This is a genomic window from Geobacillus stearothermophilus ATCC 12980 (assembly GCF_030369615.1).
Lineage (GTDB): Bacteria > Bacillota > Bacilli > Bacillales > Anoxybacillaceae > Geobacillus > Geobacillus stearothermophilus.
In genome coordinates this window covers 572,115-594,985 of sequence record NZ_CP128494.1, presented here as the reverse complement: position 1 = coordinate 594,985, position 22,871 = coordinate 572,115, and the positions used below count along the sequence as shown (strand labels likewise).

The 22,871-nt window shown below is 51.7% G+C and carries 26 protein-coding genes and 1 riboswitch; of the genes, 12 read left to right on the top strand and 14 right to left on the bottom strand.

Annotation, left to right across the window (positions count from 1 at the left end):
- Positions 1 to 45: 45 nt before the first annotated feature.
- Entirely contained in the window at positions 46 to 813 is a 768-nt protein-coding gene (locus QSJ10_RS03250) for an alpha/beta fold hydrolase (RefSeq protein ID WP_053532436.1), read from the bottom strand.
- 116 nt (positions 814 to 929) lie between these two features.
- Between QSJ10_RS03250 and QSJ10_RS03245 the strand changes: the two genes are divergently transcribed.
- From QSJ10_RS03245 to QSJ10_RS03220, 6 genes are all read left to right on the top strand, one after another.
- Entirely contained in the window at positions 930 to 1,736 is an 807-nt protein-coding gene (locus QSJ10_RS03245; RefSeq protein ID WP_049624320.1) for a Cof-type HAD-IIB family hydrolase, read from the top strand.
- 215 nt (positions 1,737 to 1,951) lie between these two features.
- Complete coding sequence (locus QSJ10_RS03240; protein WP_162839623.1) at positions 1,952 to 2,104, top strand: hypothetical protein; 153 nt, start codon at positions 1,952 to 1,954, stop codon at positions 2,102 to 2,104.
- Positions 2,105 to 2,106: 2 nt separating this feature from the next.
- Positions 2,107 to 2,307 carry a DUF3813 domain-containing protein gene (locus QSJ10_RS03235; protein WP_053532437.1) on the top strand — a complete coding sequence of 67 codons (201 nt, stop codon included), beginning with the start codon at positions 2,107 to 2,109 and terminating at the stop codon, positions 2,305 to 2,307.
- Positions 2,308 to 2,483: 176 nt separating this feature from the next.
- Positions 2,484 to 3,347: a DegV family protein gene (locus QSJ10_RS03230; protein ID WP_053532438.1), complete on the top strand. Its 864-nt coding sequence runs from the start codon at positions 2,484 to 2,486 to the stop codon at positions 3,345 to 3,347.
- Positions 3,348 to 3,589: 242 nt separating this feature from the next.
- A complete protein-coding gene (locus tag QSJ10_RS03225; RefSeq protein WP_008879040.1) occupies positions 3,590 to 3,721 on the top strand; it encodes a DUF3941 domain-containing protein in 132 nt (43 codons plus the stop codon).
- Between the two features lie 203 nt (positions 3,722 to 3,924).
- Positions 3,925 to 4,416 (top strand): YajQ family cyclic di-GMP-binding protein, encoded by a 492-nt coding sequence (locus tag QSJ10_RS03220; protein ID WP_033013789.1) that lies wholly within the window; start codon positions 3,925 to 3,927, stop codon positions 4,414 to 4,416.
- Between the two features lie 116 nt (positions 4,417 to 4,532).
- Here the strand turns inward: QSJ10_RS03220 and QSJ10_RS03215 are convergent, their stop codons facing one another.
- The 9 genes from QSJ10_RS03215 to QSJ10_RS03175 form a co-directional block, all read right to left on the bottom strand.
- Positions 4,533 to 5,606: an ABC transporter substrate-binding protein gene (locus QSJ10_RS03215; RefSeq protein WP_033013790.1), complete on the bottom strand. Its 1,074-nt coding sequence runs from the start codon at positions 5,604 to 5,606 to the stop codon at positions 4,533 to 4,535.
- Complete coding sequence (locus QSJ10_RS03210; RefSeq protein ID WP_033013791.1) at positions 5,607 to 6,410, bottom strand: ABC transporter permease; 804 nt, start codon at positions 6,408 to 6,410, stop codon at positions 5,607 to 5,609. It abuts the gene before it with no gap.
- On the bottom strand, positions 6,407 to 7,216 hold the full coding sequence (locus QSJ10_RS03205) for an ABC transporter permease (RefSeq protein ID WP_053532439.1): 810 nt from the start codon (positions 7,214 to 7,216) through the stop codon (positions 6,407 to 6,409). The genes QSJ10_RS03210 and QSJ10_RS03205 overlap by 4 nt, the downstream gene beginning before the upstream one ends.
- Positions 7,213 to 8,274: an ABC transporter ATP-binding protein gene (locus tag QSJ10_RS03200; RefSeq protein WP_033013793.1), complete on the bottom strand. Its 1,062-nt coding sequence runs from the start codon at positions 8,272 to 8,274 to the stop codon at positions 7,213 to 7,215. The genes QSJ10_RS03205 and QSJ10_RS03200 overlap by 4 nt, the downstream gene beginning before the upstream one ends.
- Positions 8,275 to 8,396: 122 nt before the next feature.
- The gene (locus QSJ10_RS03195) at positions 8,397 to 9,047 is read right to left on the bottom strand and encodes an ABC transporter ATP-binding protein (protein WP_033013794.1); all 651 of its coding nucleotides are present in this window, start codon (positions 9,045 to 9,047) and stop codon (positions 8,397 to 8,399) included.
- A 189-nt stretch (positions 9,048 to 9,236) separates the two neighbouring features.
- Entirely contained in the window at positions 9,237 to 9,746 is a 510-nt protein-coding gene (locus QSJ10_RS03190; RefSeq protein ID WP_011230224.1) for a stage II sporulation protein M, read from the bottom strand.
- A gap of 13 nt (positions 9,747 to 9,759) precedes the next feature.
- Positions 9,760 to 11,379 (bottom strand): hypothetical protein, encoded by a 1,620-nt coding sequence (locus QSJ10_RS03185; RefSeq protein WP_033013795.1) that lies wholly within the window; start codon positions 11,377 to 11,379, stop codon positions 9,760 to 9,762.
- Between the two features lie 67 nt (positions 11,380 to 11,446).
- Complete coding sequence (locus QSJ10_RS03180; protein ID WP_033013796.1) at positions 11,447 to 11,677, bottom strand: uberolysin/carnocyclin family circular bacteriocin; 231 nt, start codon at positions 11,675 to 11,677, stop codon at positions 11,447 to 11,449.
- A gap of 63 nt (positions 11,678 to 11,740) precedes the next feature.
- Positions 11,741 to 11,911: a hypothetical protein gene (locus QSJ10_RS03175; RefSeq protein WP_015374078.1), complete on the bottom strand. Its 171-nt coding sequence runs from the start codon at positions 11,909 to 11,911 to the stop codon at positions 11,741 to 11,743.
- 301 nt (positions 11,912 to 12,212) lie between these two features.
- On the opposite strand from QSJ10_RS03175, the gene QSJ10_RS03170 reads away from it, so the two are divergent.
- The 6 genes from QSJ10_RS03170 to QSJ10_RS03145 all read left to right on the top strand — a co-directional run bounded on the left by QSJ10_RS03170 (position 12,213) and on the right by QSJ10_RS03145 (position 19,946).
- Positions 12,213 to 12,596 (top strand): zinc ribbon domain-containing protein, encoded by a 384-nt coding sequence (locus tag QSJ10_RS03170; RefSeq protein WP_033013797.1) that lies wholly within the window; start codon positions 12,213 to 12,215, stop codon positions 12,594 to 12,596.
- Between the two features lie 132 nt (positions 12,597 to 12,728).
- A riboswitch (SAM riboswitch) is annotated at positions 12,729 to 12,831 on the top strand.
- Positions 12,832 to 12,902: 71 nt separating this feature from the next.
- A complete protein-coding gene (locus tag QSJ10_RS03165; protein ID WP_033013798.1) occupies positions 12,903 to 14,750 on the top strand; it encodes a bifunctional homocysteine S-methyltransferase/methylenetetrahydrofolate reductase in 1,848 nt (615 codons plus the stop codon).
- Complete coding sequence (metH, locus tag QSJ10_RS03160; protein WP_053532440.1) at positions 14,743 to 18,153, top strand: methionine synthase; 3,411 nt, start codon at positions 14,743 to 14,745, stop codon at positions 18,151 to 18,153. The genes QSJ10_RS03165 and metH overlap by 8 nt, the downstream gene beginning before the upstream one ends.
- Positions 18,154 to 18,302: 149 nt before the next feature.
- Positions 18,303 to 18,575, top strand: a complete 273-nt coding sequence (locus tag QSJ10_RS03155; RefSeq protein WP_033013800.1) for an AbrB/MazE/SpoVT family DNA-binding domain-containing protein — start codon at positions 18,303 to 18,305, stop codon at positions 18,573 to 18,575.
- A 12-nt stretch (positions 18,576 to 18,587) separates the two neighbouring features.
- Positions 18,588 to 18,980 carry a type II toxin-antitoxin system death-on-curing family toxin gene (locus QSJ10_RS03150; protein ID WP_033013801.1) on the top strand — a complete coding sequence of 131 codons (393 nt, stop codon included), beginning with the start codon at positions 18,588 to 18,590 and terminating at the stop codon, positions 18,978 to 18,980.
- Between the two features lie 102 nt (positions 18,981 to 19,082).
- A complete protein-coding gene (locus QSJ10_RS03145; RefSeq protein ID WP_033013802.1) occupies positions 19,083 to 19,946 on the top strand; it encodes an SDR family oxidoreductase in 864 nt (287 codons plus the stop codon).
- 289 nt (positions 19,947 to 20,235) lie between these two features.
- Here the strand turns inward: QSJ10_RS03145 and QSJ10_RS03140 are convergent, their stop codons facing one another.
- From QSJ10_RS03140 to QSJ10_RS03125, 4 genes are all read right to left on the bottom strand, one after another.
- Positions 20,236 to 20,409: an aromatic acid/H+ symport family MFS transporter gene (locus tag QSJ10_RS03140; RefSeq protein ID WP_147432141.1), complete on the bottom strand. Its 174-nt coding sequence runs from the start codon at positions 20,407 to 20,409 to the stop codon at positions 20,236 to 20,238.
- A gap of 298 nt (positions 20,410 to 20,707) precedes the next feature.
- Positions 20,708 to 20,914 (bottom strand): ATP-binding protein, encoded by a 207-nt coding sequence (locus tag QSJ10_RS03135; protein ID WP_033013803.1) that lies wholly within the window; start codon positions 20,912 to 20,914, stop codon positions 20,708 to 20,710.
- Positions 20,911 to 21,864 (bottom strand): efflux RND transporter periplasmic adaptor subunit, encoded by a 954-nt coding sequence (locus tag QSJ10_RS03130; RefSeq protein WP_230847123.1) that lies wholly within the window; start codon positions 21,862 to 21,864, stop codon positions 20,911 to 20,913. Before QSJ10_RS03130 ends, QSJ10_RS03135 begins: the two co-directional genes overlap by 4 nt.
- Positions 21,849 to 22,868, bottom strand: coding sequence for a LacI family DNA-binding transcriptional regulator (locus QSJ10_RS03125; protein WP_053532441.1), 1,020 nt, complete (start codon positions 22,866 to 22,868; stop codon positions 21,849 to 21,851). The genes QSJ10_RS03130 and QSJ10_RS03125 overlap by 16 nt, the downstream gene beginning before the upstream one ends.
- Positions 22,869 to 22,871 lie beyond the last annotated feature (3 nt).

The following is a 22,871-nucleotide window of genomic DNA, read 5'->3' as shown; positions in this document are numbered from 1 at the left end:
TTTAGCTGACCACAAACATGTTCGTTTCCTCATTGCCGATTTTGCTTACACATGCTTGCGAAACCAGCGCACCGTCTCCAAAAACGCTTCACGCGTCACTTTATGGCCGGCGTGCGGGTCGGCGATGAATTGCAGCCGGTCTTCGTTTCCTTCATAAAGTGGTTTAATTTGCTTGTAAAACTCATATGTATAAGCATACGGGACGACTTGGTCGGCTTTCCCGTGCCAGATGAACAGCGGCCGCCCGGCGAGTTTTTCCGGCTGCTTGGATAAATCGTAGCGGGCGAGCTTTTCTTTTTCGAGCGCAAGCAGCGTCGGCGGCAGCGGAATGTCGATTTGGCGCCGCTTTCCTTCTTCAATCATCTCATCAAAAAAGGCGCTGTAGTTCGGGCAGCCCATGAGCGCCACCGCCGCCCTCACCCACGGATAGACGGCGAGCGCGCCGAACGTGACGATTCCGCCCATCGATGTCCCAGCGAGCCCAATCCGTTCGGGATCCGCCAATCCGCGGCTTACAAGGTCGTTTTTCATCTCCTCGATTTCGGTGATCGTGCGCACAACAATGTCCCAAAACGACAGCTGCAATTTCCGTTCGCTCAAGCCTTCGTCCCGTTCACCGTGAAACAGCGCGTCGGGAAGCACAGCGCGGTAGCCCGCCTCGGCGAGCAAGTAGCCGAAATGCAAATTATGTTCTTTGGCGCTCGTAAAGCCGTGGATAAAGAAAATCAGCGGCAGCCGTTCGTCCCGCTTTTCCGACTTGACAACGTGAAGAACCGGCACGCCGGCCAACTGTTCCTGTTCAATGATCACCATGGTTGCACAAACCCCTTTTCTTTTTCCATCGCTATATAGTTTACCATATGGACAGCGATTTTGGAAAAGAGTTACACTATGTAGTGTAAAGAATAACGAGGGCAAAGGAGTCGGACATGAAGCCGTATTTAATCGCGTTGGATTTGGATGGAACGTTGCTCAAAGAGGATAAAACGATTTCCCCATTTACCAAAGACGTCATCCGCCGCGCCATCAACGTCGGCCATTTTGTTGTCATCGCCACCGGCCGCCCGTACCGGGCAAGCTCCATGTACTACGAAGAACTTGGCCTTGCAACGCCGATCGTCAATTTCAACGGCGCGTTTGTCCACCATCCGCGCCAGCCGTCGTGGGGCATGCACCATTACCCGCTGCCGCTTGCGATCGTCAAAGACATTGTTGAAATCAGCGAATCCTATGGAATCAAGAATATGATGGCCGAAGTGTTAGACAATGTTTATTTTCATCAACACGACGACGTCTTGCTTGACATCGTCCGCCTTGGCAACCCGACCGTGGAAATCGGTGATTTGCGCCGCTCGCTCGGCAAAGATCCGACGAGCGTGCTCGTGTACACGGACGATGATCATATCGAGCGGATTCAATCACACTTAGCGAATGTGTACGCCAACGTCATCCACCAACGGCGCTGGAGCGAACCGTGGCATGTCATTGAAATCATCCGCCATGGCGTCCATAAGGCTGCAGGCTTAAAACAAGTCGCCGACTATTTCGGCATCCCAAGGGAGCGCGTCATTGCTTTTGGCGATGAAGACAACGACCTCGAAATGATCGATTGGGCCGGGCTGGGCGTCGCCATGGGCAACGCTATCGAGTCATTGAAAACGGTCGCTGACGATGTGACGAAAAGCAACGAAGAAGACGGTATCGGCTTGTATTTACAAGATCTTCTAGGCCTGTAGCCCTGCCGCCCCCCTTGCTACGGGAGGCTTCTCGCGCCTCCCAACCACTTCTTTCCGCTTTTGCATTGATTTTTTCCTGTCGTGTCAAGCAGATTTCCGCTTTCAGAGCGACGAACGGCGGTTTGTAACGAATTTCCTTACTACTGTTCCCTGGCGGCGGTTACACTATACGTGACGCAACGCGCGTCTTCAACTTTTTAAAGGGGGAATCGGTCATGGGCAAACGAAACAAATCGAAGCGTTTCGTCCAGCAAGGCGTCGATGCGGTTGAACGGCATGACAAGCGAATCCCTTATCACCTGACGTACGCCGAGGCGGAAGCACGCAAAGCGGAAAAAGCGGTGGAAACGTCGCTTGGAGGGGCATAACGATGGGCAACCGTCTGTTTCAAGAGGCGCGCAAAGCAGTCGCACAGGCGAAACAAGCCAAAAGCGGCGAGATCGACATGAGCGTCGAGCGCGCTGTTGCCATCGCCAAAAACGCCTTGTCATCCGTGTACGCGCATTCCAACACGGCAGAAAAAGCGCAGTTGCGTCAATTTCAAGCTGAGCTTGATGAGCTCACTCAATAACAGCTGCGGGCTTCCCGCAGCTGTTTTTTTCTCTCGTCCCCGATTTTCCGTTGTATTCTGAGCTGAAAACCGCTACACTGAACATAGAAACATGAATCGCCGTTCACCTGCGGAAACGGTTCATTCATCTGATAGAGCCGTGGGGAACACGAAAGGAGAAAAGAGGAGGACGAAAGATGTCCATTCAAATCATCACCGACAGCGGCGCGGATTTGCCTCAATCGTACATTCGCGAGCATCAAATCGCCTTTTTGCCGCTTGTCGTTCATTGGAACGGCCAAGATTACGAAGACGGCATCACGATCGAGCCGAAGCAAGTATATGACGCCATGCGCGGCGGAGATGTCGTGAGAACCGCGCAGCCAAGCCCGCTGGCGATGAAGGAACTGTTTTTGCCATACGCCAAAGAAAACCGGCCATGCCTTTACATCGCCTTTTCATCGAAATTATCCGGTACATACCAAACGGCGATGGCCGTGCGCAGCGAGCTGCTTGATGAATATCCGGAATTTCGCCTGACAATCATCGACTCGAAATGCGCCTCTCTTGGCCAAGGGCTCGCCGTCATGAAGGCAGTCGAGCTGGCGAAACAAAACACACCGTACAACTTGCTTTGTGAAACGATCGAGGCGTATTGCCGCCATATGGAACACATTTTCACCGTTGACAACTTGGATTACTTGGCGCGCGGCGGACGCATCAGCAAAACCGCCGCGGCCTTTGGGGGCTTGCTCAACATCAAGCCGCTTCTCCACGTCGAGGACGGGGCGCTTATTCCGCTTGAAAAACTGCGCGGGCGGAAAAAAGTGTTGAAACGCATGGTCGAGTTGATGGGAGAGCGCGGCGATGACCTGCAAAAGCAAACGATCGGCATCAGCCATGCCGATGACGAAGAAACCGCCTTGGAGCTGAAACAAATGATCGAAGAAACGCACGGCTGCACGCGCTTTTTCCTCTCCGACATCGGCAGCGTCATCGGCGCACACGCCGGACCGGGGACGATTGCCCTCTTTTTTCTGAACAAATATATTGAGATCTGACGCCTTTCCCGCCGGACGAAACACGGGCGCCTGCACAACACAGGCGCCTGTCCTCATTACCGAAGTTGATCAAGAAGGTTGTAGTAGTAGTACGTTTTGGACCGCATCCGGCCATCCGAGAAAATTTGTTAAGAAAAATTCTCCATTTATCTTTCCACAAACTACCTTCCCCTATTTCCATATAGTTCATTTCCATTTGCCGCATACTAATGATGGACGATCGAAACAAGGGAGGGCTACCGATGCCAAACACGAGCGACAATGACAAAAAAGCGCGCGACAACCAAGCGAAGCGCCATGAGAAAAACATGATGCGCGAAAAAAACCGCGAAGCCGGGAAGTTCGCATATTCGAAGAAGACGGATCATTTGTGAGCAAAATGACAAAAAGGCGGCCGAAAACACCGCCTTTTTCACATTGTTTCCCCTGCATCAAGTCCCCGCTTTCAACATAGCGCTACATGCCGGCCTCTTCCGGCTAAAGGACGAAACTAACCTTCTTGCCCCTTTGATCATTGTTGTCTTTCCTCCCACCTTTTTCTATAATGAAAGTACATCACACGCCCGGGAGGTCACGTATGTCAAAAGAAAGTTCGTTCGATATCGTATCCAAAGTCGATTTGTCGGAAGTGGCGAACGCGATTAACATCGCCATGAAAGAAATCAAAACGCGCTACGACTTCAAAGGAAGCAAAAGCGATATTTCGCTCGAGAAAGACGAGCTCGTTCTCATCTCCGACGACGAGTTTAAGCTTGAGCAGCTGAAAGATGTGCTCATCGGCAAGCTCATTAAGCGCGGGGTGGCGACGAAAAACATCCAATACGGCAAAATCGAGCCGGCATCAGGCGGCACAGTGCGCCAGCGCGCCAAGCTCGTCCAAGGGATCGACAAAGAAAACGCGAAAAAAATCACCACGATCATCAAGAACACCGGCTTGAAAGTGAAAAGCCAAGTGCAAGATGACCAAATTCGCGTCAGCGGCAAAAGCAAAGACGACTTGCAAAAGGTGATCGCCGCCATTCGCGAAGCGGATTTGCCGATTGAGGTGCAGTTTGTGAATTATCGATAAGCGGATGAGGCAAGCCTCCATCCGCTTTTTTGTATTTAGTATAAAACTATTTACCTCACGATTATTATGCTGGAAATATGGTGTCGCGCTGGACAGACTTTTTGTCGTATATATGGTTACTTTTGCTGCATCTTAAACTGCAAAAACAGTTCGTTGTAGTAGGCGAGCATGTGTTTTCCTAAGTTTTCGTACACTTCGAGATGCCCTGCTGAATCCAAATCGGGGTAGAAGCGGCGATCGCCCGCGATGTCTTTTGGCAAATAGCGAAGCGCCTTTTTGTTCGGCGTCGAATAGCCGACATACTCGGCGTTTTGCGCCGCGTGTTTCGGGTCGAGCATAAAATTGATAAACGCGTGCGCTCCTTCGATGTTTTTCGCTGTTTTCGGAATGACCATGTTGTCAAACCATAGGTTGGATCCTTCTTTCGGCACGACATAGTCGAGCTTGTCGTTTTCGGCGATGATTTCCGCCGCATCACCCGACCAGACGACGCCGATGGCCGCTTCTTCATTCGCGAGAAGCAGCTTGATCTCATCGCCGACAATCGCCTTCACATTCGGCATGAGTCGATCGAGTTTCCGCTTTGCTTCTTGCAAATGGGCTTTGTTCGTGTCATTGAGGGAATAGCCGAGGCTGTTTAACGCCATGCCCATTACTTCGCGCGCTCCGTCGACAAGCAAAATTTGATTGCGCAAGTTCGGATCCCATAAGTCGTTCCAGCTTGTGATGGTCTTGCCGCCAAGCATTTCGCGGTTGTAGACGATGCCGACCGTCCCCCAAAAATACGGCACGGAATACCGGTTGTGCGGATCAAACGGCAAGTTGAGAAACCGCGGCTCGATATATTGCAAATTGGGAAGCTTTCGGTGATCAAGCGGCAGAAGCAGCTTTTCTTCGATCATTTTGCTGATGGCGTAATCGGATGGAACGGCGACGTCAAACGTTGCCCCGCCTTGGGCGATTTTCGCCATCATCGCCTCATTGGAATCAAACGTTTGGTAAATCACTTTCCACCCTGTCTCTTTTTCAAATTCGCGAATGAGCGCGGGGTCAATGTAATCGCCCCAGTTGTAGACCGTCACCGTTTTGCCTCCGCCGTACCCTTCCGCTTCGTTCAGCCGATGAGTGACAAACATCAGGACGAACGCGGCGATGAACACAGCCGCAAATCCTTGGACAAGCCGTCTCACCTACTTTCGCCCCCCTATCCCGTACAAGCGGCCGCCTTTTCGGCTGAGCACGTAATAGCCGATGACGAGCAGCATGGTAAATAAAAACAGAAGCGTCGACAATGCGTTGATTGACAAGGAAATGCCTTGGCGCGCCCGCGAATAAATTTCCACGGACAGCGTCGAGAACCCATTTCCCGTGACAAAAAAGGTCACGGCAAAGTCATCGAGCGAATACGTAAGCGCCATGAAAAAGCCCGCCCATATGCTCGGAGCCAAAAACGGCAGCACCACACCGGACAGCACTTGCCAATGACTGGCTCCTAAATCTCTAGCCGCATCAATCAGCGTCGGGCTCATTTCCTCGAGTTTCGGCAGCACCATTAACACGACAATCGGCACGCTAAAAGCAATGTGAGACAACAGCACGGACGTAAAGCCGAGCTTGATGCCAGCGATTGTAAACAGCAGCAAAAACGAAGCGCCGATGATGACATCGGGGCTGACGATCAGCACGTTGTTGAGGGCGAGAAGAGCGTTTTTCGTCCGTTGCCGCTTGACATAGTAAACGGCGAGCGCCCCGATGACCCCAAGTATCGTCGCAACCGCCGCCGACAACAGCGCAATGACGATTGTATTCAAAACGATGATGAGCAAGCGGTCGTCGGACAGCACGTCGCGGTACCATTTAAACGTGAACGATTGAAAATCGTGCATCGTCCCGCCGCTGTTGAACGAATAATACATCAAATACACAATCGGCGTATACATCACAGCAAACACGGCTAACAGGTACACACGTCCCCACCAATGCGTCCGTTTCATCGGCTTCCCTCTTTTCTTCCGCTTCCTGTCAGGACGACGATGACCGCCATCGCGATCATTAACACAACCGCGATCGTCGCCCCCATCCCCCAGTTTTGGGTGACAAGAAAATGCTGCTCAATGGCCGTGCCGAGCGTAATGACGCGGTTGCCCGCAATGAGGCGCGTAATCATAAACAGCGACAACGCCGGGATAAACACCGCCTGGCAGCCGGCCTTCACCCCGCCAAGCGTGAGCGGGAAGACGACGCGGCGGAACGTCGTCCAAGCCGAAGCGCCCAAATCGCGGGCGGCATCGACAAGCGATGGCGGCAGCTCCTCCAGCGCGTTGAAAATCGGCAGCACCATAAACGGAATAAAAATGTACACCGACACAAAGACAAAACTGAAATCGGTGAACAACAGCTGCCGCGGCCCAACGCCCAGCGCTTTCAACAAAGCGTTGGTCAGCCCGTACGTGCCGAACAGCCCTAAAAACGCATACACCTTCAGCAGCAAATTCACCCACATCGGCAAAATAAGCAACAACAGCCATAGCTGCTTGTGCCGCGTCTTCGTCAGCCAATAGGCGGTCGGATAGCCGATGAGCAGCGACACAAGCGTGATTAAAAACGCATACCAAAACGAATACGCCATCATTTTCAAATAAATGGGCGTCCACACGGATTTGTAGTTGGACAACGTCCAATGGCCGTCAAGATCCAAAAACGATTCATACACCAAAAAGACAATCGGGGCCACGACAAACAGCACAAGCCAAATGCCATAAGGGATTAAATACCAGTTCCGCCACGCCCGTTCCGTCATGCGTCCTCATCCTCCTTTTCGAGTCGCATGACGTGAATCGCTTCCGGTTCAAAACGAAGGCCGACCGTTTCCCCGACTTCGGCCTTTTTCGTCGAATGAACAAGCCATTCGTTGCCGTTTTCGTCATAGCCGCAAATTTCATAATGGACACCGCGGAATAAGAGCGAATCGACGCGGATGACGATCTGCCCGTCTTCCGGCGCCGCGAGCTCCAAATCTTCCGGGCGGATGACGACATCGACCGGTTCGTTTGGCGCGAAGCCGCGGTCAACACACGCAAACTGTTTGCCGGCAAATTCGACGAGGAAATCATCGATCATGCGCCCTGACAAAATGTTCGATTCGCCAATGAAATCGGCGACGAATCGATTGACAGGCTCGTCGTAAATGTCTTTCGGCGTCCCAAACTGCTGAATTTTTCCTTTATTTAGAACAAAAATGTAATCGGACATCGCCAACGCTTCTTCTTGATCATGCGTGACAAAAATGAACGTAATCCCTAAGCGGCGCTGCAATTCACGAAGTTCGTACTGCATTTCCGTGCGCAGCTTCAAATCCAAGGCCGATAGCGGCTCATCCAAGAGCAAAACTTCTGGCTCATTCACAATCGCCCGCGCAATCGCGACGCGCTGGCGCTGACCGCCGGACATTTCTTGAATGCGGCGGCGCTCATAGCCGTCTAAGTTGACAAACCGAAGCGATTCCCTCACTTTCTCGCGAATGTCGGTTTCTTTCATCTTTTTCACGCGCAAACCAAACGCAACGTTTTCAAACACATCGAGATGAGGGAACAATGCATAGTCTTGAAAAACAGTGTTGACTTGCCGCTTGTTCGGCGGGACGTTTTGAATCGGCTTCCCGTGGAAATAAATCGTTCCTTCCGTCGGTTCGATAAACCCGGCAATCAGCCGCAAAATCGTCGTCTTCCCGCACCCTGACGGGCCAAGCAGCGTATAAAACTTCCCGCGCTCCATCGCAAAACTGACGTCATCCAATACGACCGTTCCGTCGTATTCCTTCGTCACTCGCTCGAAGCGGATGATCTCTTCCCCGTTCACTTCCAGCCCTCCGTCTTCTTGATGTTCACTATTCCTAATTAGAACATAGGAGAGTGGAAAGTGCAACGGAAAAATCCTTGATCACACGTATGAAAACTGAATTTTTCCTGAAGATCCCGCCGTCATTTTTCTATTTTGTCTTCATTGTTTGGACGTGTAAGCGAGATTATGCGGGAGCCAGGGAAGCGCTCTTGATGAACGTGAGAAGCAATGAGATAAGCATGTTGACGGTCGCCTTGAATCCACTCCGCCAACCGATCGCGACTTAGCCTATCAAGGGAATTGAACGGTTCATCCATCAAATACAATTTGACCGGGCGGGCTAAAGCAATCGCAATATGCAGTTTTTGTTTTGTTCCTAATGAATACTGATCCACCGGGAGCGGGAGCATCTCCTCCATTCCAAGCAGACTGCATAATTCGTTCGCTTTGCGGACGTACTGTTGATCCAGCTTCCATAAAAGCCGGAAACATTCGATATTTTCATAACCCGTCAATTTTGAAAACATGACAGTCTCGGATGTCACATAAGACAAATGAGCGCGCATGTCGGGAAGCTGAATCGGATTGCCTTTATAAAAGGCTTGATAATGCAGCTCTCCTTTATCGAGCAATCCCGAAATAATATGCAAAAGAGTCGTTTTCCCCACTCCATTGGGGCCGGTGAGAAGCACGGTCTCCCCTGAAAAAATGGAAAATGAGAACTGCTGAAAAATCGTGGCTCCCCCATCATAGCGATACGTCAAGTTTTGCAATGAAAATAACGGTTCCATCTATTTCTTCCCCTTTTCCTGCTTGGCTCTTCACCAAAAGTTGTACTTGATTTTTTCTGAACTCTATTTACGCTTGTAAGGGAAAATCAACAAATCCGTGATTTTTTCAAATCTTTGTGCAGGAAGCTGTATTGCTTGTCAAGTACATGTTGTGGTGAAGAGCCTCCTGCTTTTTAGACCCGTCTATTTTTATACATGAGACACCGTTGATTCCAACCATGCTGAGATGATGAGCAGCGCGACCGCCAGCACTAGTAAAAAGAGGATATCCCGTATATAGAGCGTTTCTTCTTCTCCTCTTGCTCTTTTTTTGACGATTTGAAGAAACCGCCATGTCTCGTACCCTAATGTACAAAACAAGATATGGCCGATGATTTCAGGAATCGCGTGAGGAAAGACACCGGTCATCAACGGCTGCATGCCATATCCTGTGGCGACTCCTCTCACGATCACGCCTAGCATTGCTGCGTTGTAACCGAGATAAAGGGTATTGGCCATTCCTAGCGTCAGCCATCCGCCAACCATCAAAATGGCTCCAACCATCAAGTTGTGGCCTAAAGTGGTCCAAAACGCCATGGAAGTCGGATGAATCGTAAGCTTTTGTGAAAAAATCACTGCTCCAAAAGCAAAACATACAATGTACACACCTAACGACAATAACATATACGGCAAATGAGTGTGAATCGCTCGTCTGATCACCGCAAATGCCTCCTCAAGTGCGCCGAGCATATTGAGAACTATTCCATAATACAAGGTACAGCATCAAGACAAACAAAACGCTGTAACATGCCCAACTCCAACCTTTCAAAAGCATAAAAAAGGCAGAAAGAAGTGATGAAAAAACGGTTATGTAAATCAACAAGCGATGAAACGAATGATTTCCGGCCGCAATCACCATATACCCCGCATAATCACGCGGAGATGTCAATGCCGCCTGCTCACCGCTGGCTAAAACAAGGCAGAATACTTCATAATCGGTGCGCAAAATCCGCTTGACAACAAGCGAATAGACGGGCATCATCACCACAGCTCCCATTGCTGCCCAAAGCCCTCCACGCATCCCCAATAATCCTATGTATTCGAGAAGTAGCAATCCTACTGCCGTCATGCATGGGTAGACGCCTAATCGCTCAAGCAGCGTCCATTTCGCTTCGATTAACGGTACAAGAGGAGGTGGAGAAAGAAGACGAAACACAGTGAGACGCTCCATCTCGCTTTCAAACTGAAAAATGTCGCGAAAGACGTCGGTAATGGCCCGCAACGTCCCTGTCATGACGATATACATTTCAAACATAAACAAAAACAAAATGATCGACCCGTTATGAACAATCGGCAACAGCGCCAAATTCGCTCCTGCGACCAAAAACCATTCCCCTGGCAAAAATAGCGACCAAGGCGGTTTCGTCAACTCACGGGCTTGGCGTGTTAACAGACAAAGATCTTTATATAAAATTGCATTATTCGTGCTGCGAATTTTTAACGACTCTATGACACGTTGATGCCATGAATATAGCATGTACGCTGTCTTGTCAGAATGAGACGCACGAGTGAAAGAAAAGCAAATCAAAGCCAACAGAGCGAATCCAGCACCGATGAATGATAAAGTTGCACTTGAAAATAACCACCCTTCCCTCCAACTTGTCATGCGTTCATAAAACAGCTGTTGCCAATGAGCAACATAACCATCCATATACACAAGGTAAGAGAGCGACAACCCATACATTCGAACCGCTTGGCGGGACAATTGCAGCAACGGCACAATCGCCGCAAGCACGACATAACCAATCGCGAATGATGCCATTCGAAAGAAAAAGGCAGAAAATGCGCCTATCGCTCTAAAAGTTGAGCCACGCACTATATGCGATGTCACATAAAGAAGCAACAACATCGTATGTCCAAACCATACGAATGATGCGCCTGTGATCCCGAACATCATCATCAACCCAATGGAAGGAGGCAACCAAATCGGCAATAGCCGCAGAAGAGACACAGCATAGTGGATTTTGAGCAATCGCTGCCACACCTCGTCATCCCGCACTCCAGACAGACGCACATAATGATAATGGTATTGACGTTGCAATGCCTCTTTGGACTCAAGCAAAACTCCTATGAAAGGACTGACAGACATGAAAAAAAGAGCTCCCATAACCATAGAAGGGCGAAACAGCGTCGAGGATCGAGCGCAAAAGGCTACAACCACAGCCGATGAAACAAGCCATTTCGCCGCTTCCACCAAGAACATGGTCATCTTCGGGGAAAAAGGCGATTTTCTCTGCAACGGCGCCAAACTGCTTCGTTGTCGTTGTTGATATAACAGCCATACGAGTTTCATTTCTCTTCCCCCACATTGATTTACTCATTAGGAACGGCAGGGAGTTTTTCCCCTGCCGTTTTGCCTTTTACCATGCAATCGCTGCTGCTTTTCCTCGTTCCGCCACTATTTTTTTCACCGTCGCGACAAAAGCTGACCACCCAATTTCCAAAATGACGTCGACTCCACCTGACAAAATAGCGGTGATCCCAAGAATAATAGAAATGAGAGTGGAGCCGGTCAACACAATCGAAACAACCGTCGTCGCGATTGACTGTGACACGCCGAGCGTCCCGGCAACAAGCGCCAGCAAACTCATAACCTATCATCTCCTTCCAGTAAATGATAATCGATCAAAACTTTTTTCAAAAACATTCTGTGTCTATCTCATCCTTCGCACTAAACGAGAATAAACCCCGCCGTAAAGCAGCACCAATACAATAAATCCTATTTTGATGGGCATGCTGGCCGCTTTTAGGCGAAAAGCAACTCCAATCAACACAACAAGCGGCAGGCTAATCAGAATAAAATACGGCCACGACCATTGTTTCACCCACTTCACTCCTGTCTGCGATGCGGTTTCTAGTAAATTCCTTGTTAATATCATCCATTTTAATTATACACCTTGACTCTAAAAAAAAAAAAAGAGAAATCGTTCGATAATTTTATCTTTTTTTTACATATTTCGACATATTTCGTGCTATTGACATGAAACAGAGATGCTTTTAAGAGATTAGTACAAGGTAAGGGAGGAGATACAATGCTTCTTTTTTATTACGTCATCCCATGTTTCCTACATCATCATATGGTATAATAATCCCAACCAACATGAAACGAATGGAGAAGGAATCCACTTGAAAAGCATCAAACCCGGCCGCGTCCCGTCGATGCAAGGGCTGTTCGGCAGCATCGCCGCTGTGTTGTTCGGCATCTTTTGGATGGTGATGACCTTCTCCATCACCGCGGACTCGCCGTTTCCCGCCGCCCGCTTTTTTCCGTTTTTCGGCCTTGTCGTCATCGCCATCGGTGTATTTCAAGCAATTTACCATTACAAAAATGCGACGGGAAAACAACGCATGTCCTTATTGGACATTGTCGTCAGCGAGGAAGAGCCCGACCCACTGAACGTCCGATTTGGAGGCAAAGAGAAAACAAACAAGTATTGCCCATACTGCGGAGAACATGTGCAGCGTGATTTTCAGTTTTGCCCCCGATGCGGGAAAGCGCCGAGCCCTTGACGCGAGCCGCTCTTTTTATCTGAATCTCTTTAACTTTTGAAATTTCCTTCTTCACCGTATTGAATAATTTCGAAAAATACATTAAATTATATAGTAATCATCAAAACGTCACCGCACAATTGCATACCGGCATTCTTATCAAGAGAGGGGGAGGGACTGGCCCGGTGAACCCTCAGCAACCTGGCCCGCGGCCAAGGTGCTAAATCCAGACAGGCGGAAGCCTGGAAGATAAGAAGAAGCGAATGAAAAGTCTTCTTCTTATAGAAGGCTTTTTTCTTTTACTACGGAGAAACGGGGGAATCGAACGTGGGATTGCTGGATGAGTTGAAAGAGCGCATTCTCATCGCCGACGGGGCGATGGGAACGCTTTTATATTCGCACGGCATTGACCGTTGTTTTGAAGAATTGAATTTATCCAATCCAGATGAAATCGTCCATATTCATGAAGCGTATATCGCCGCGGGCGCCGACGTCATTCAGACGAATACATACGGCGCCAACTATGTGAAACTCGCCCGCTACGGCCTTGAAGATGAGGTGCCGGCCATCAACCGCGCGGCGGTGCGGCTCGCCAGGCAAGCGGCGAACGGGCGGGCATACGTGCTCGGAACGATCGGGGGGCTGCGCACGTTAAACAAAAGCGTCGTCACGCTTGAAGAAGTGAAACGGACGTTTCGCGAGCAGCTGTTTGTCCTGCTGGCTGAAGGAGTCGACGGCGTGCTGCTCGAGACGTATTACGATTTGGAAGAGTTGGAGACGGTGCTTGCCATCGCCCGCAAAGAGACCGACTTGCCGATTATCGCTCACGTCTCGCTCCATGAAGTCGGCGTCTTGCAAGATGGCACGCCGCTCGCGGACGCCCTTATCCGCCTGGAGGCGCTCGGGGCCGATGTCGTCGGACTGAACTGTCGTCTCGGTCCATATCATATGCTTCGGTCGCTCGAGGAAGTGCCGCTGCCAAAGCAGGCGTTTTTGTCGGCGTATCCGAATGCGAGCCTCCCGGATTACCGCGATGGCCGGCTTGTCTATGAGACGAACGCTGAATATTTCGAGGAAACAGCCAAAGCGTTCCGCGACCAAGGGGTGCGCTTGATCGGCGGGTGCTGCGGCACGACGCCGAAACATATTGAGGCAATGGCAAAGGCGCTCGCCGACCGGACGCCGGTGACGGAAAAAACGGTGAAGCGGCGCACGGCATCTGTATCGGTGCAAGCCGATCGGCCCGCGCCGACTCCGCTTCCCGAGCTCGCCCGCACGTACCGCTCGGTCATTGTGGAGCTAGATCCGCCGAAGCAACTCGGCATTGACAAGTTTCTTGCTGGGGCGAAAGCGCTCCATGACGCCGGCATCGATGCGCTGACGTTGGCCGACAACTCGCTCGCCACGCCGCGCATCAGCAACGCCGCTGTCGCCACGATCATCAAGGAGCAACTCGGCATCCGCCCGCTTGTGCATATTACATGCCGCGATCGCAATTTGATCGGCTTACAGTCGCATTTGATGGGCTTGCATACGCTCGGCATCACCGACGTGCTCGCCATTACCGGCGACCCGTCGAAAATCGGCGACTTCCCAGGAGCAACGTCGGTGTATGATTTATCATCGTTCGATTTGATCCGCTTGATCCGCCAGTTTAACGAAGGGCTGTCGTACTCGGGCAAACCGCTTGGGCAAAAAACGAACTTCTCGATCGGCGCTGCGTTCAACCCGAACGTCCGCCATTTGGATAAAGCAGTTGAGCGAATGGAGAAAAAAATTCAATGCGGCGCCCACTATTTCTTGACCCAGCCGATTTACTCGGAAGAGAAAATCGTTGAAGTGTACGAAGCAACCAAGCATCTTGACACGCCGATTTACATCGGCATTATGCCGCTTGTGAGCGCGCGCAACGCCGACTTTTTGCATCATGAAGTGCCGGGCATTACGCTCTCTGACGAGATTCGCGCCCGCATGGCCGCCTGCGGCAGCGACCCGGTGCAAGCAGCCAAGGAAGGCATCGCTATCGCCAAATCGCTCATTGACGCTGCGTTTGATTTGTTTAACGGCATTTATTTGATCACGCCGTTCTTGCGCTATGACATGACAGTCGAGCTCGTCCGCTACATTCACGAAAAAGAAGCGGCCGCCAAAGAAAGGAAGGTTGTTCATGGCTAACGTCACCTTAGAACAGCAGCTGCAAAGAAAAATTCTTGTCATCGATGGCGCCATGGGCACGATGATCCAAAGAGCCAACCTATCGGCCGCCGACTTTGGCGGCGAGGCGTATGAAGGGTGCAACGAATATTTGACCCTCACCGCCCCGCATATCATCCGCCGCATTCATGAAGCGTACCTAGAAGCCGGTGCTGATATCATTGAAACGAACACGTTCGGAGCGACACGCATCGTGCTTGACGAATATGGCCTCGGTCATTTGGCGCTTGAGCTGAACATCGAAGCGGCCAAACTCGCCAAACAAACGGCTGAGTCGTTCTCCACCCCGGACTGGCCGCGCTTTGTCGCCGGTTCGATGGGGCCGACGACGAAAACGTTGTCGGTGACAGGCGGCGCAACGTTTGAAGAACTCGTCGCCGCCTACGAAGAACAAGCGCGCGGACTGCTCTTAGGAGGCGTCGACCTTCTCCTACTCGAGACGTGCCAAGATACGCTGAATGTCAAAGCCGGTTTTCTCGGCATTTCGAAGGCGTTTGAAGCGGTCGGTCGCCGCGTGCCGCTCATGATTTCCGGCACGATCGAACCGATGGGCACGACACTCGCCGGGCAGGCGATCGATGCGTTTTTCATCTCGGTGCGCCATATGAAGCCGATCGCCGTCGGCTTAAACTGCGCGACAGGCCCCGAGTTTATGACCGACCATTTGCGCACGCTCGCCTCGCTCGCTGACACGGCGGTCAGCTGCTACCCGAACGCCGGTCTGCCGGATGAGGAAGGCCGCTACCATGAAACGCCGGAGATGTTGGCAGAGAAAATCCGCCGCTTTGCCGAAAAGGGATGGATCAACATCGTCGGCGGGTGTTGCGGTACGACGCCGGATCATATCCGCGCCATTGCCGAAGCGGTGCGTGATCTCCCGCCGCGGGCGATCCCGTCTTCGTTTGATGTCCACGCCGTTTCCGGCATCGAGGCGCTCATCTATGATGAAACGATGCGCCCGCTCTTTGTCGGCGAGCGGACAAACGTGATCGGCTCGCGCAAATTCAAACGCCTCATCGCCGAAGGGAAATACGAAGAAGCGGCGGAAATCGCCCGCGCCCAAGTGAAAAACGGCGCCCATGTCATCGACATTTGCCTCGCCGACCCAGACCGCGACGAACTCCATGACATGGAACAGTTCGTCCGCGAAGTCGTGAAAAAAGTGAAAGTGCCGCTTGTCATCGATTCGACCGACGAGCGCGTCATTGAACGCGCCCTCACCTACTCGCAAGGGAAAGCGATCATCAATTCGATCAACTTGGAAGACGGCGAGGAGCGGTTTGCGAAAGTCGTTCCTCTCTTGCACAAATACGGCGCCGCTGTCGTCGTCGGCACGATCGATGAACAAGGGATGGCGGTCACCGCCGAACGGAAGCTGGAAATTGCCTTGCGTTCGTATGACTTGCTCGTTAACCGCTACGGGGTGCCGGCGCGCGACATCATTTTCGATCCGCTCGTCTTCCCGGTCGGCACCGGTGATGAGCAATACATCGGCGCGGCGAATGAAACGATCAAAGGCATCCGCCTCATTAAAGAGCGGCTGCCTCATTGCTTGACGATGCTCGGCATCAGCAACGTCTCGTTCGGCTTGCCGCCGGCCGGGCGCGAGGTGCTCAACTCCGTCTTTTTGTACCGTTGCACGCAAGCTGGGCTCGATTATGCGATCGTCAACACTGAGAAGCTTGAGCGGTTCGCCTCGATTCCGGAAGAGGAAGTGCGGATGGCCGAAGCGCTTTTGTTTGACACGAGCGATGAAACATTAAACACCTTTATCGAATTTTACCGAAGCAAAATCACCGCCGCCAAGCCGGCTGAGGAGAACTTGAGCCTTGAAGAGCGGCTCGCCCGCTACGTCATTGAAGGGTCGAAAGACGGGCTCATTCCCGATTTAGAGAAGGCGCTTGAGACCTACTCCGATCCGCTTTCGATCATCAACGGTCCGCTTATGGCCGGCATGGATGAAGTCGGGCGGCTGTTCAACAACAACCAGCTCATCGTCGCTGAAGTATTGCAAAGCGCGGAAGTGATGAAAGCAGCGGTCGCCTTTTTAGAGCCGTATATGGAAAAGAAAGAAGGAAGCACAAAAGGAAAAGTCATTCTCGCCACCGTCAAAGGCGATGTGCATGATATCGGCAAAAACTTGGTCGACATCATTTTAAGCAACAACGGCTACGAGGTGATCGACCTCGGCATTAAAGTCGCTCCGCAGCAACTCATTGAAGCGGTGCGCGAACATCAGCCCGACATCATCGGGTTGTCGGGCTTGCTTGTCAAATCGGCCCAACAGATGGTCGTCACCGCCCAAGATTTGCGGCAAGCCGGCATCTCAACGCCCATTTTAGTCGGCGGCGCCGCCTTGACGCGCAAATTTACCGAAAACAAAATCGCACCCGAATACGACGGCGTCGTCCTGTACGCGAAAGACGCCATGGACGGGCTTGCCCTTGCCAACCAAATCCAGCAGGGCGAGATTGACTACAAGAAAAAAGAAACGGCCGAAAGCGAGCCGACGCGGCCAACAGCCGTTGCCGCAACGGTCAAATCGAACGTCTCGACCGACGTTCCCGTCTACATCCCGGCCGATCTCGAGCGCCACGTGCTGCGAAACGTGCCGCTTGACCATGTGTTGCCGTACGTCAACTGGCAAATGGTGCTCGGCCACCACCTCGGCTTGAAAGGAAAAGTGAAGCGGCTGCTTGAAGAGAAAGACGAAAAAGCGTTGGCGTTAAAAGCGGTCGTCGACGAACTCGTTGCCGAAGCGAAAGAACGCGGCTGGATTCAGCCCGCCGGCGTCTACCGCTTCTTCCCTGCACAAAGCGACGGCAACCGCGTCTACGTTTACGATCCGGTTGATCGCAAAACCGTGCTCGAGACGTTCGACTTCCCGCGCCAACCGCGGGCGCCGTATCTTTGCCTCGCCGATTATTTGAAATCGAAAGAAAGCGGCGAAATGGATTACGTCGGCTTGTTCGCCGTCACGGCCGGGCATGGCGTCCGCGAACTCGCCCAGCGCTGGAAGGAAGAAGGCGAATTTTTGAAAAGCCATGCCATCCAAGCGTTGGCGCTCGAGATTGCCGAAGGGTTCGCCGAACGAATCCATCAAATTATGCGCGACCGCTGGGGCTTCCCGGACGACCCGGATTTCACGATGGAAGAGCGCTTCGCCGCCAAATACCAGGGCCAGCGCTACTCGTTCGGCTACCCGGCCTGTCCGAACTTGGAAGACCAGGAGAAACTGTTCCGTCTGCTTCATCCAGAAGACATCGGCATCCGCCTCACCGACGGCTATATGATGGAACCCGAAGCATCGGTTTCGGCGATCGTCTTCGCCCATCCGGAAGCGCGGTATTTCAATGTGTTATAAGCAGGAAACGAGCTGGCGAATAGGCCGGCTCGTTTTCCTAATTTTTCTGACAAACCGATCATCGAACGATGGACTCAACTATCTTTTTTTATTATAATTGTTATAACTTGTTATAACCATGAATAAAATAGTATGGAAGGAGAATCGATATGAGTACGGTGGTGAAACCAATGGAACGAAAAATAACGAAAGTAGGGAACAGTCTAGGAATCACTCTTCCCCAGGAAGTGTTGGACCATTTGAAGGCAAAACAAGGAGATGAAATTCAATTTCGCCTCGAAGCAGATGGAAAAGTGGTCATCAGCAAATACTCACCCATCGACTACAGCATCCTAGACGACTTCGGCCAAGATTTTGTCGATGGTCTCAAAGACTTATTTGCGAATTACGACAACACCCTCCGAAATTTGGCAAAAAAGTAGGCGAAAACAGATATGACTCGTTTTTTGACCGAAAAAGAGATCATCTTCCTCAATGCCTTGTTGATCGAAAAATACACTCCAGAGGAACAAAAAGGCGTAAAATTTCCAGAGCTGTTGAACAGCGCGGTCAACCGCCCGAAACAAAGCGCTTTCGGACAGGACGCTTATCCAACCCTTTGGCTGAAGGCGGCAGCGTTATACGCCAGCCTCTGCCAAAACCATCCGTTTCACAATGCCAATAAACGAACAGGCTTTGCCGCCATGAAACAGTTTCTTTGGCTAAACGGTTATCTCCTCGCCGCTCCGGAAAAAGAAGCAGAAGAATATACCGTGAAAGTCGTGACCGATAAACCATCGATTGAGGAAATCGCAATGTGGATTGAAACGTGGGCGAAAAAAAGATGACCAACGGCTTATTCATTGTTCGTGGTCCATCCCCTCTTCACACATAATTCCCCTCCTCCGTCCCATACTAACGATGACAATACATGCTAAGGAGGAACAAACATGGTCACAAAGCAACAAACGACGCTGCCCCCGCAGCACCAGACGCGCCAGCCCGGCCTGCAAACGGAGATGAACCCGCAGCCGGTCACCATCAAAGACACCTATAAAGGAAGCGGCAAGCTCAAAAACAAAACCGCCATCATCAGCGGCGGCGACAGCGGCATCGGCCGGGCGGTCGCGGTCCATTTTGCCAAGGAAGGAGCCGATGTGGCGATCATCTATCTCAACGAACATGAAGATGCCGACGAAACGAAACGGCTCGTCGAGCAGGAAGGAAGACGGTGTCTGGCCATTGCGGGAGACATTGGCGATGAAGCGTTTTGCAAAGAGGCGGTGAAACAGACGATCGAAGCGTTCGGCAAGCTTGACATCGTCGTCAACAACGCCGCCGAGCAGCACCCGCAGCCGAATTTTCTCAACATCACTGCCGCGCAGCTGGAAAAAACGTTTCGCACGAACGTATTCGGCTGCTTTTTCCTAACGAAAGCGGCGCTCCCACACTTAAAAAGCGGAAGCGCGATTATTAACACCGCTTCGATCACCGCCTACGAAGGAAATGAGCAGCTCATCGACTACTCGGCGACAAAAGGCGCGATCGTCGCCTTCACCCGGTCGCTCGCCAAAGCGCTCGTTGGGCAAGGCATCCGCGTCAATGGCGTCGCCCCAGGCCCGATTTGGACGCCGCTCATCCCGTCGACGTTCAAAAGCGAGCAAGTCGCCACATTCGGCGCCAACACGCCGATGAAACGGCCCGGCCAGCCGAGCGAAGTCGCCCCGTGCTACGTCTTTTTGGCGAGCGATGAGTCGTCGTACATGACCGGGCAAATGCTGCACGTCGATGGCGGAAAATTCGTCAGCGGCTGACCATCTCAGCCGCTGCGGTCAATCCTTTTTGACAAAACTTCGTTATCTTTTCTTACAAAAATATAGAATCATTGTAAAAAAACCGATACGATAAAGCTACGATGTTCCTCCACTTCTTTGCAAGGTGCCCCTCTTCTCTCAGTCCGCCCCGGAATGGGGTGGATTTTTTTCACGTTAAAGGTTCACTAAAGGTAGATCGTTGAACCTAAAAATGCCTCCGCGGCTTCCCCCTCTGTTTTAAGCAGTCAATAGTTCGGGGAATGCCACTGCATGTTTTCTATTCACCATCTCATGTGAAGAGCGTTTCCGCCTCTTGCCCAGCAACCGCTATGTCTCGTTTTTTCTTGCGCACGCAAAGAACAGCCAAAGAAGCGATAACGCCTGGCAGCGCAAAAGCAACAAAGCACATGAAAATGGGGGCTTTCATTCCTAGCAGCGCCCCGCCAAGCGTCGGGCCAACCATTCCTCCTAAGAGACCGACGCCATTGGCCAATCCAACGCCCGTAGAGCGGACATGGGGCGGGATAATATTGCGAGACAAATGTATTCAACAAACTTTGCGTCCCCATTGTACAAACACCAGCTACCGCAATGCGGAAACATTCCATACGTACGGAACACCCAGCATTCCAAGCAACATAAAACCATAACCGCATTCAGCTCCTCTCAACGCCAATGCCATGAGCGAAAAGAGGAGCTCTTTTTCATTTCCCTTTTTCAATCTTCAGCCGACGCTGACTGTGCCGCTTGTTTCACCGCCTTCACCTCATAATGTCCGACTTCGACATTGAGGATGTACTCCGGCTTCGCTTCGTTTCGTCTCTGTTTATGTCCGGCGATATGAGCGTCGCTTTTCTCCCATCTTCCGTCGTATATTTCAAGGCATTGTCAAGCAAAATGACGATCAATTGATGGATGCGTTCACGGTCGCCCACCCACTCAATAGGGATTTGCGCTTCGACGCTCATCGTTTTCTGCTGGTACGAAGCGATCTCGCTGTACTGTTCGCCAATGTCGCGGACCAATTCATCCAGCCGAAACGCTTCTTTTTGCATTTCCAACTGATTCGAGTCTGAACGCGCCAAGGTGAGCACATCATTCTTTCTTGCCGCCCTGGATTATTCGTACTGGAGGAAGTGGAAACGCTCGGCAGCTGCACGATTTGCCCTTCGCTCAATCCATCGGTAATTTCAATGTTGTCTTCATTGCTAATGCCGGTTTTCACCGTTTGGCGCACAGCCGTGCTGCTCCCGTCCGCCGACTGTTGGACGACAAGCACGAACTTTTCGTCATTCATCGTGTGAACCGCTTCGATCGGAACATACAACTCATTATCTTTCTTTTCGACTAAAATGCTTACTTCCGCTGTCATGACGATTTTCACATTCGTCGGTTTATCGATGTGCACCGTCACATCGAAAGTCGACACACCGTTCGAAACCGTCCCTTCTTTGGCGATGGAGGTGACCTTTCCGGTATATGTCGCCTCAGGAAAAGCGTTGATCTTAATCGCAGCAGTTTGTCCGACCTTCACTTTTGGAATATCAAGCTCATCCACTTGCACTTTTACTTGCAAATCGCTGTAATTGGTGAGATGGGCGACGACTTGTCCGTCATTGACGCGGTCTCCTTCTTCCACGTCGAGCGAGGTGATCGTTCCAGCTGCTGGCGCTTCAATCGGATCGCTGCCATCAGTAAATGTAATGAGGTCTCCCCCCTTCGTCACGGTTTCCCCTTCGGAAACGAGCACTTCATCCACTTCTTTGCTACCGTCAGCTTGAATGTCCGTGCTCGTTACGGACTCAACCGTTCCCGATCCACTCACTTTCACTTCCAACATGCTCGAAAACAAAAAAACGCCCGCCAATACGACGGACGTCTCTTTGCCAACACCGCTTCTTTCTAACGCTGTGCACACGACCCTCGTTCCACGAGCCGGTGCGGGATGATGATGCGTTTGATCGGTTCATTCGGGTTGGTGATTTTCTCCATTAAACTTTTCGCCGCTTCGTAGCCGAGCTGAAAAATGCCGATGTCAACCGACGTGAGCGGCGGACGCGACATTTCGGCGAGCAGCGTGTTGTTGAAGCTGACGATCGAAACATCTTCCGGGACGCCAAGCCCCATTTCATCAAGCGTTTTCAAGATGCCGAGCGCCATGAGATCATCGACGACGACAAGCCCGGTCGGCGGCTCAGGCAACGAAAGAAGCTCCTTCATCGCCTCTTGGCCGCCTTCCTGCAAAAATTCTGCATGGACTACGTATTCCGGCCGGTACGGAAGCCCCGCCTCCTGCAAGGCCTCGGCGTAGCCGGTTTGGCGGTCGACGGTCACCAAATATTGCGGATCGCCGCCGACAAACGCGATGCGTTCGTGCCCGCGAGCGATCAACCAGTTTGCCGCATCTTTCCCCGCCTGGACGTTGTCGTTGTCGACATGGGTCACTTGTTCCGCTTTTTGGTTCGGTTTGCCGATGACGACGAACGGAAAGCCATGCTTTAACAAGTACTTCATGAGCTTATCGTTTTGCCGTGAGTAAAGCAAAATAACGCCGTCGACGCGCCGTCCTTGCAGCATCTCCACGACTCGCTCGTAAATGTCGTTCTCTTTCTCTCCGATCGACATTTGCAAAGCATATCGCTTTTCATGGGCGGCTTTGCTGATGCCGCGGATGACTTCCGGGAAAAACGGGTTTTGCAGCGCTTGGTCGGCGGAGCTCGGCATGACGATGCCGATCACTTGCGTCATTTGGCTCGCGAGGCTGCGAGCAATAAAGTTCGGGTGATAGCCGAGCTCTTTCATCGCTTCGCGCACCCGCTGTTTCGTCTTCTCGCTGATGCGCGGGCTGTCGGCGATGACGCGCGAGACGGTTGACGGCGCAACGTTCGCTCGTTTCGCCACATCTTTAATCGTAACGGTCATAAG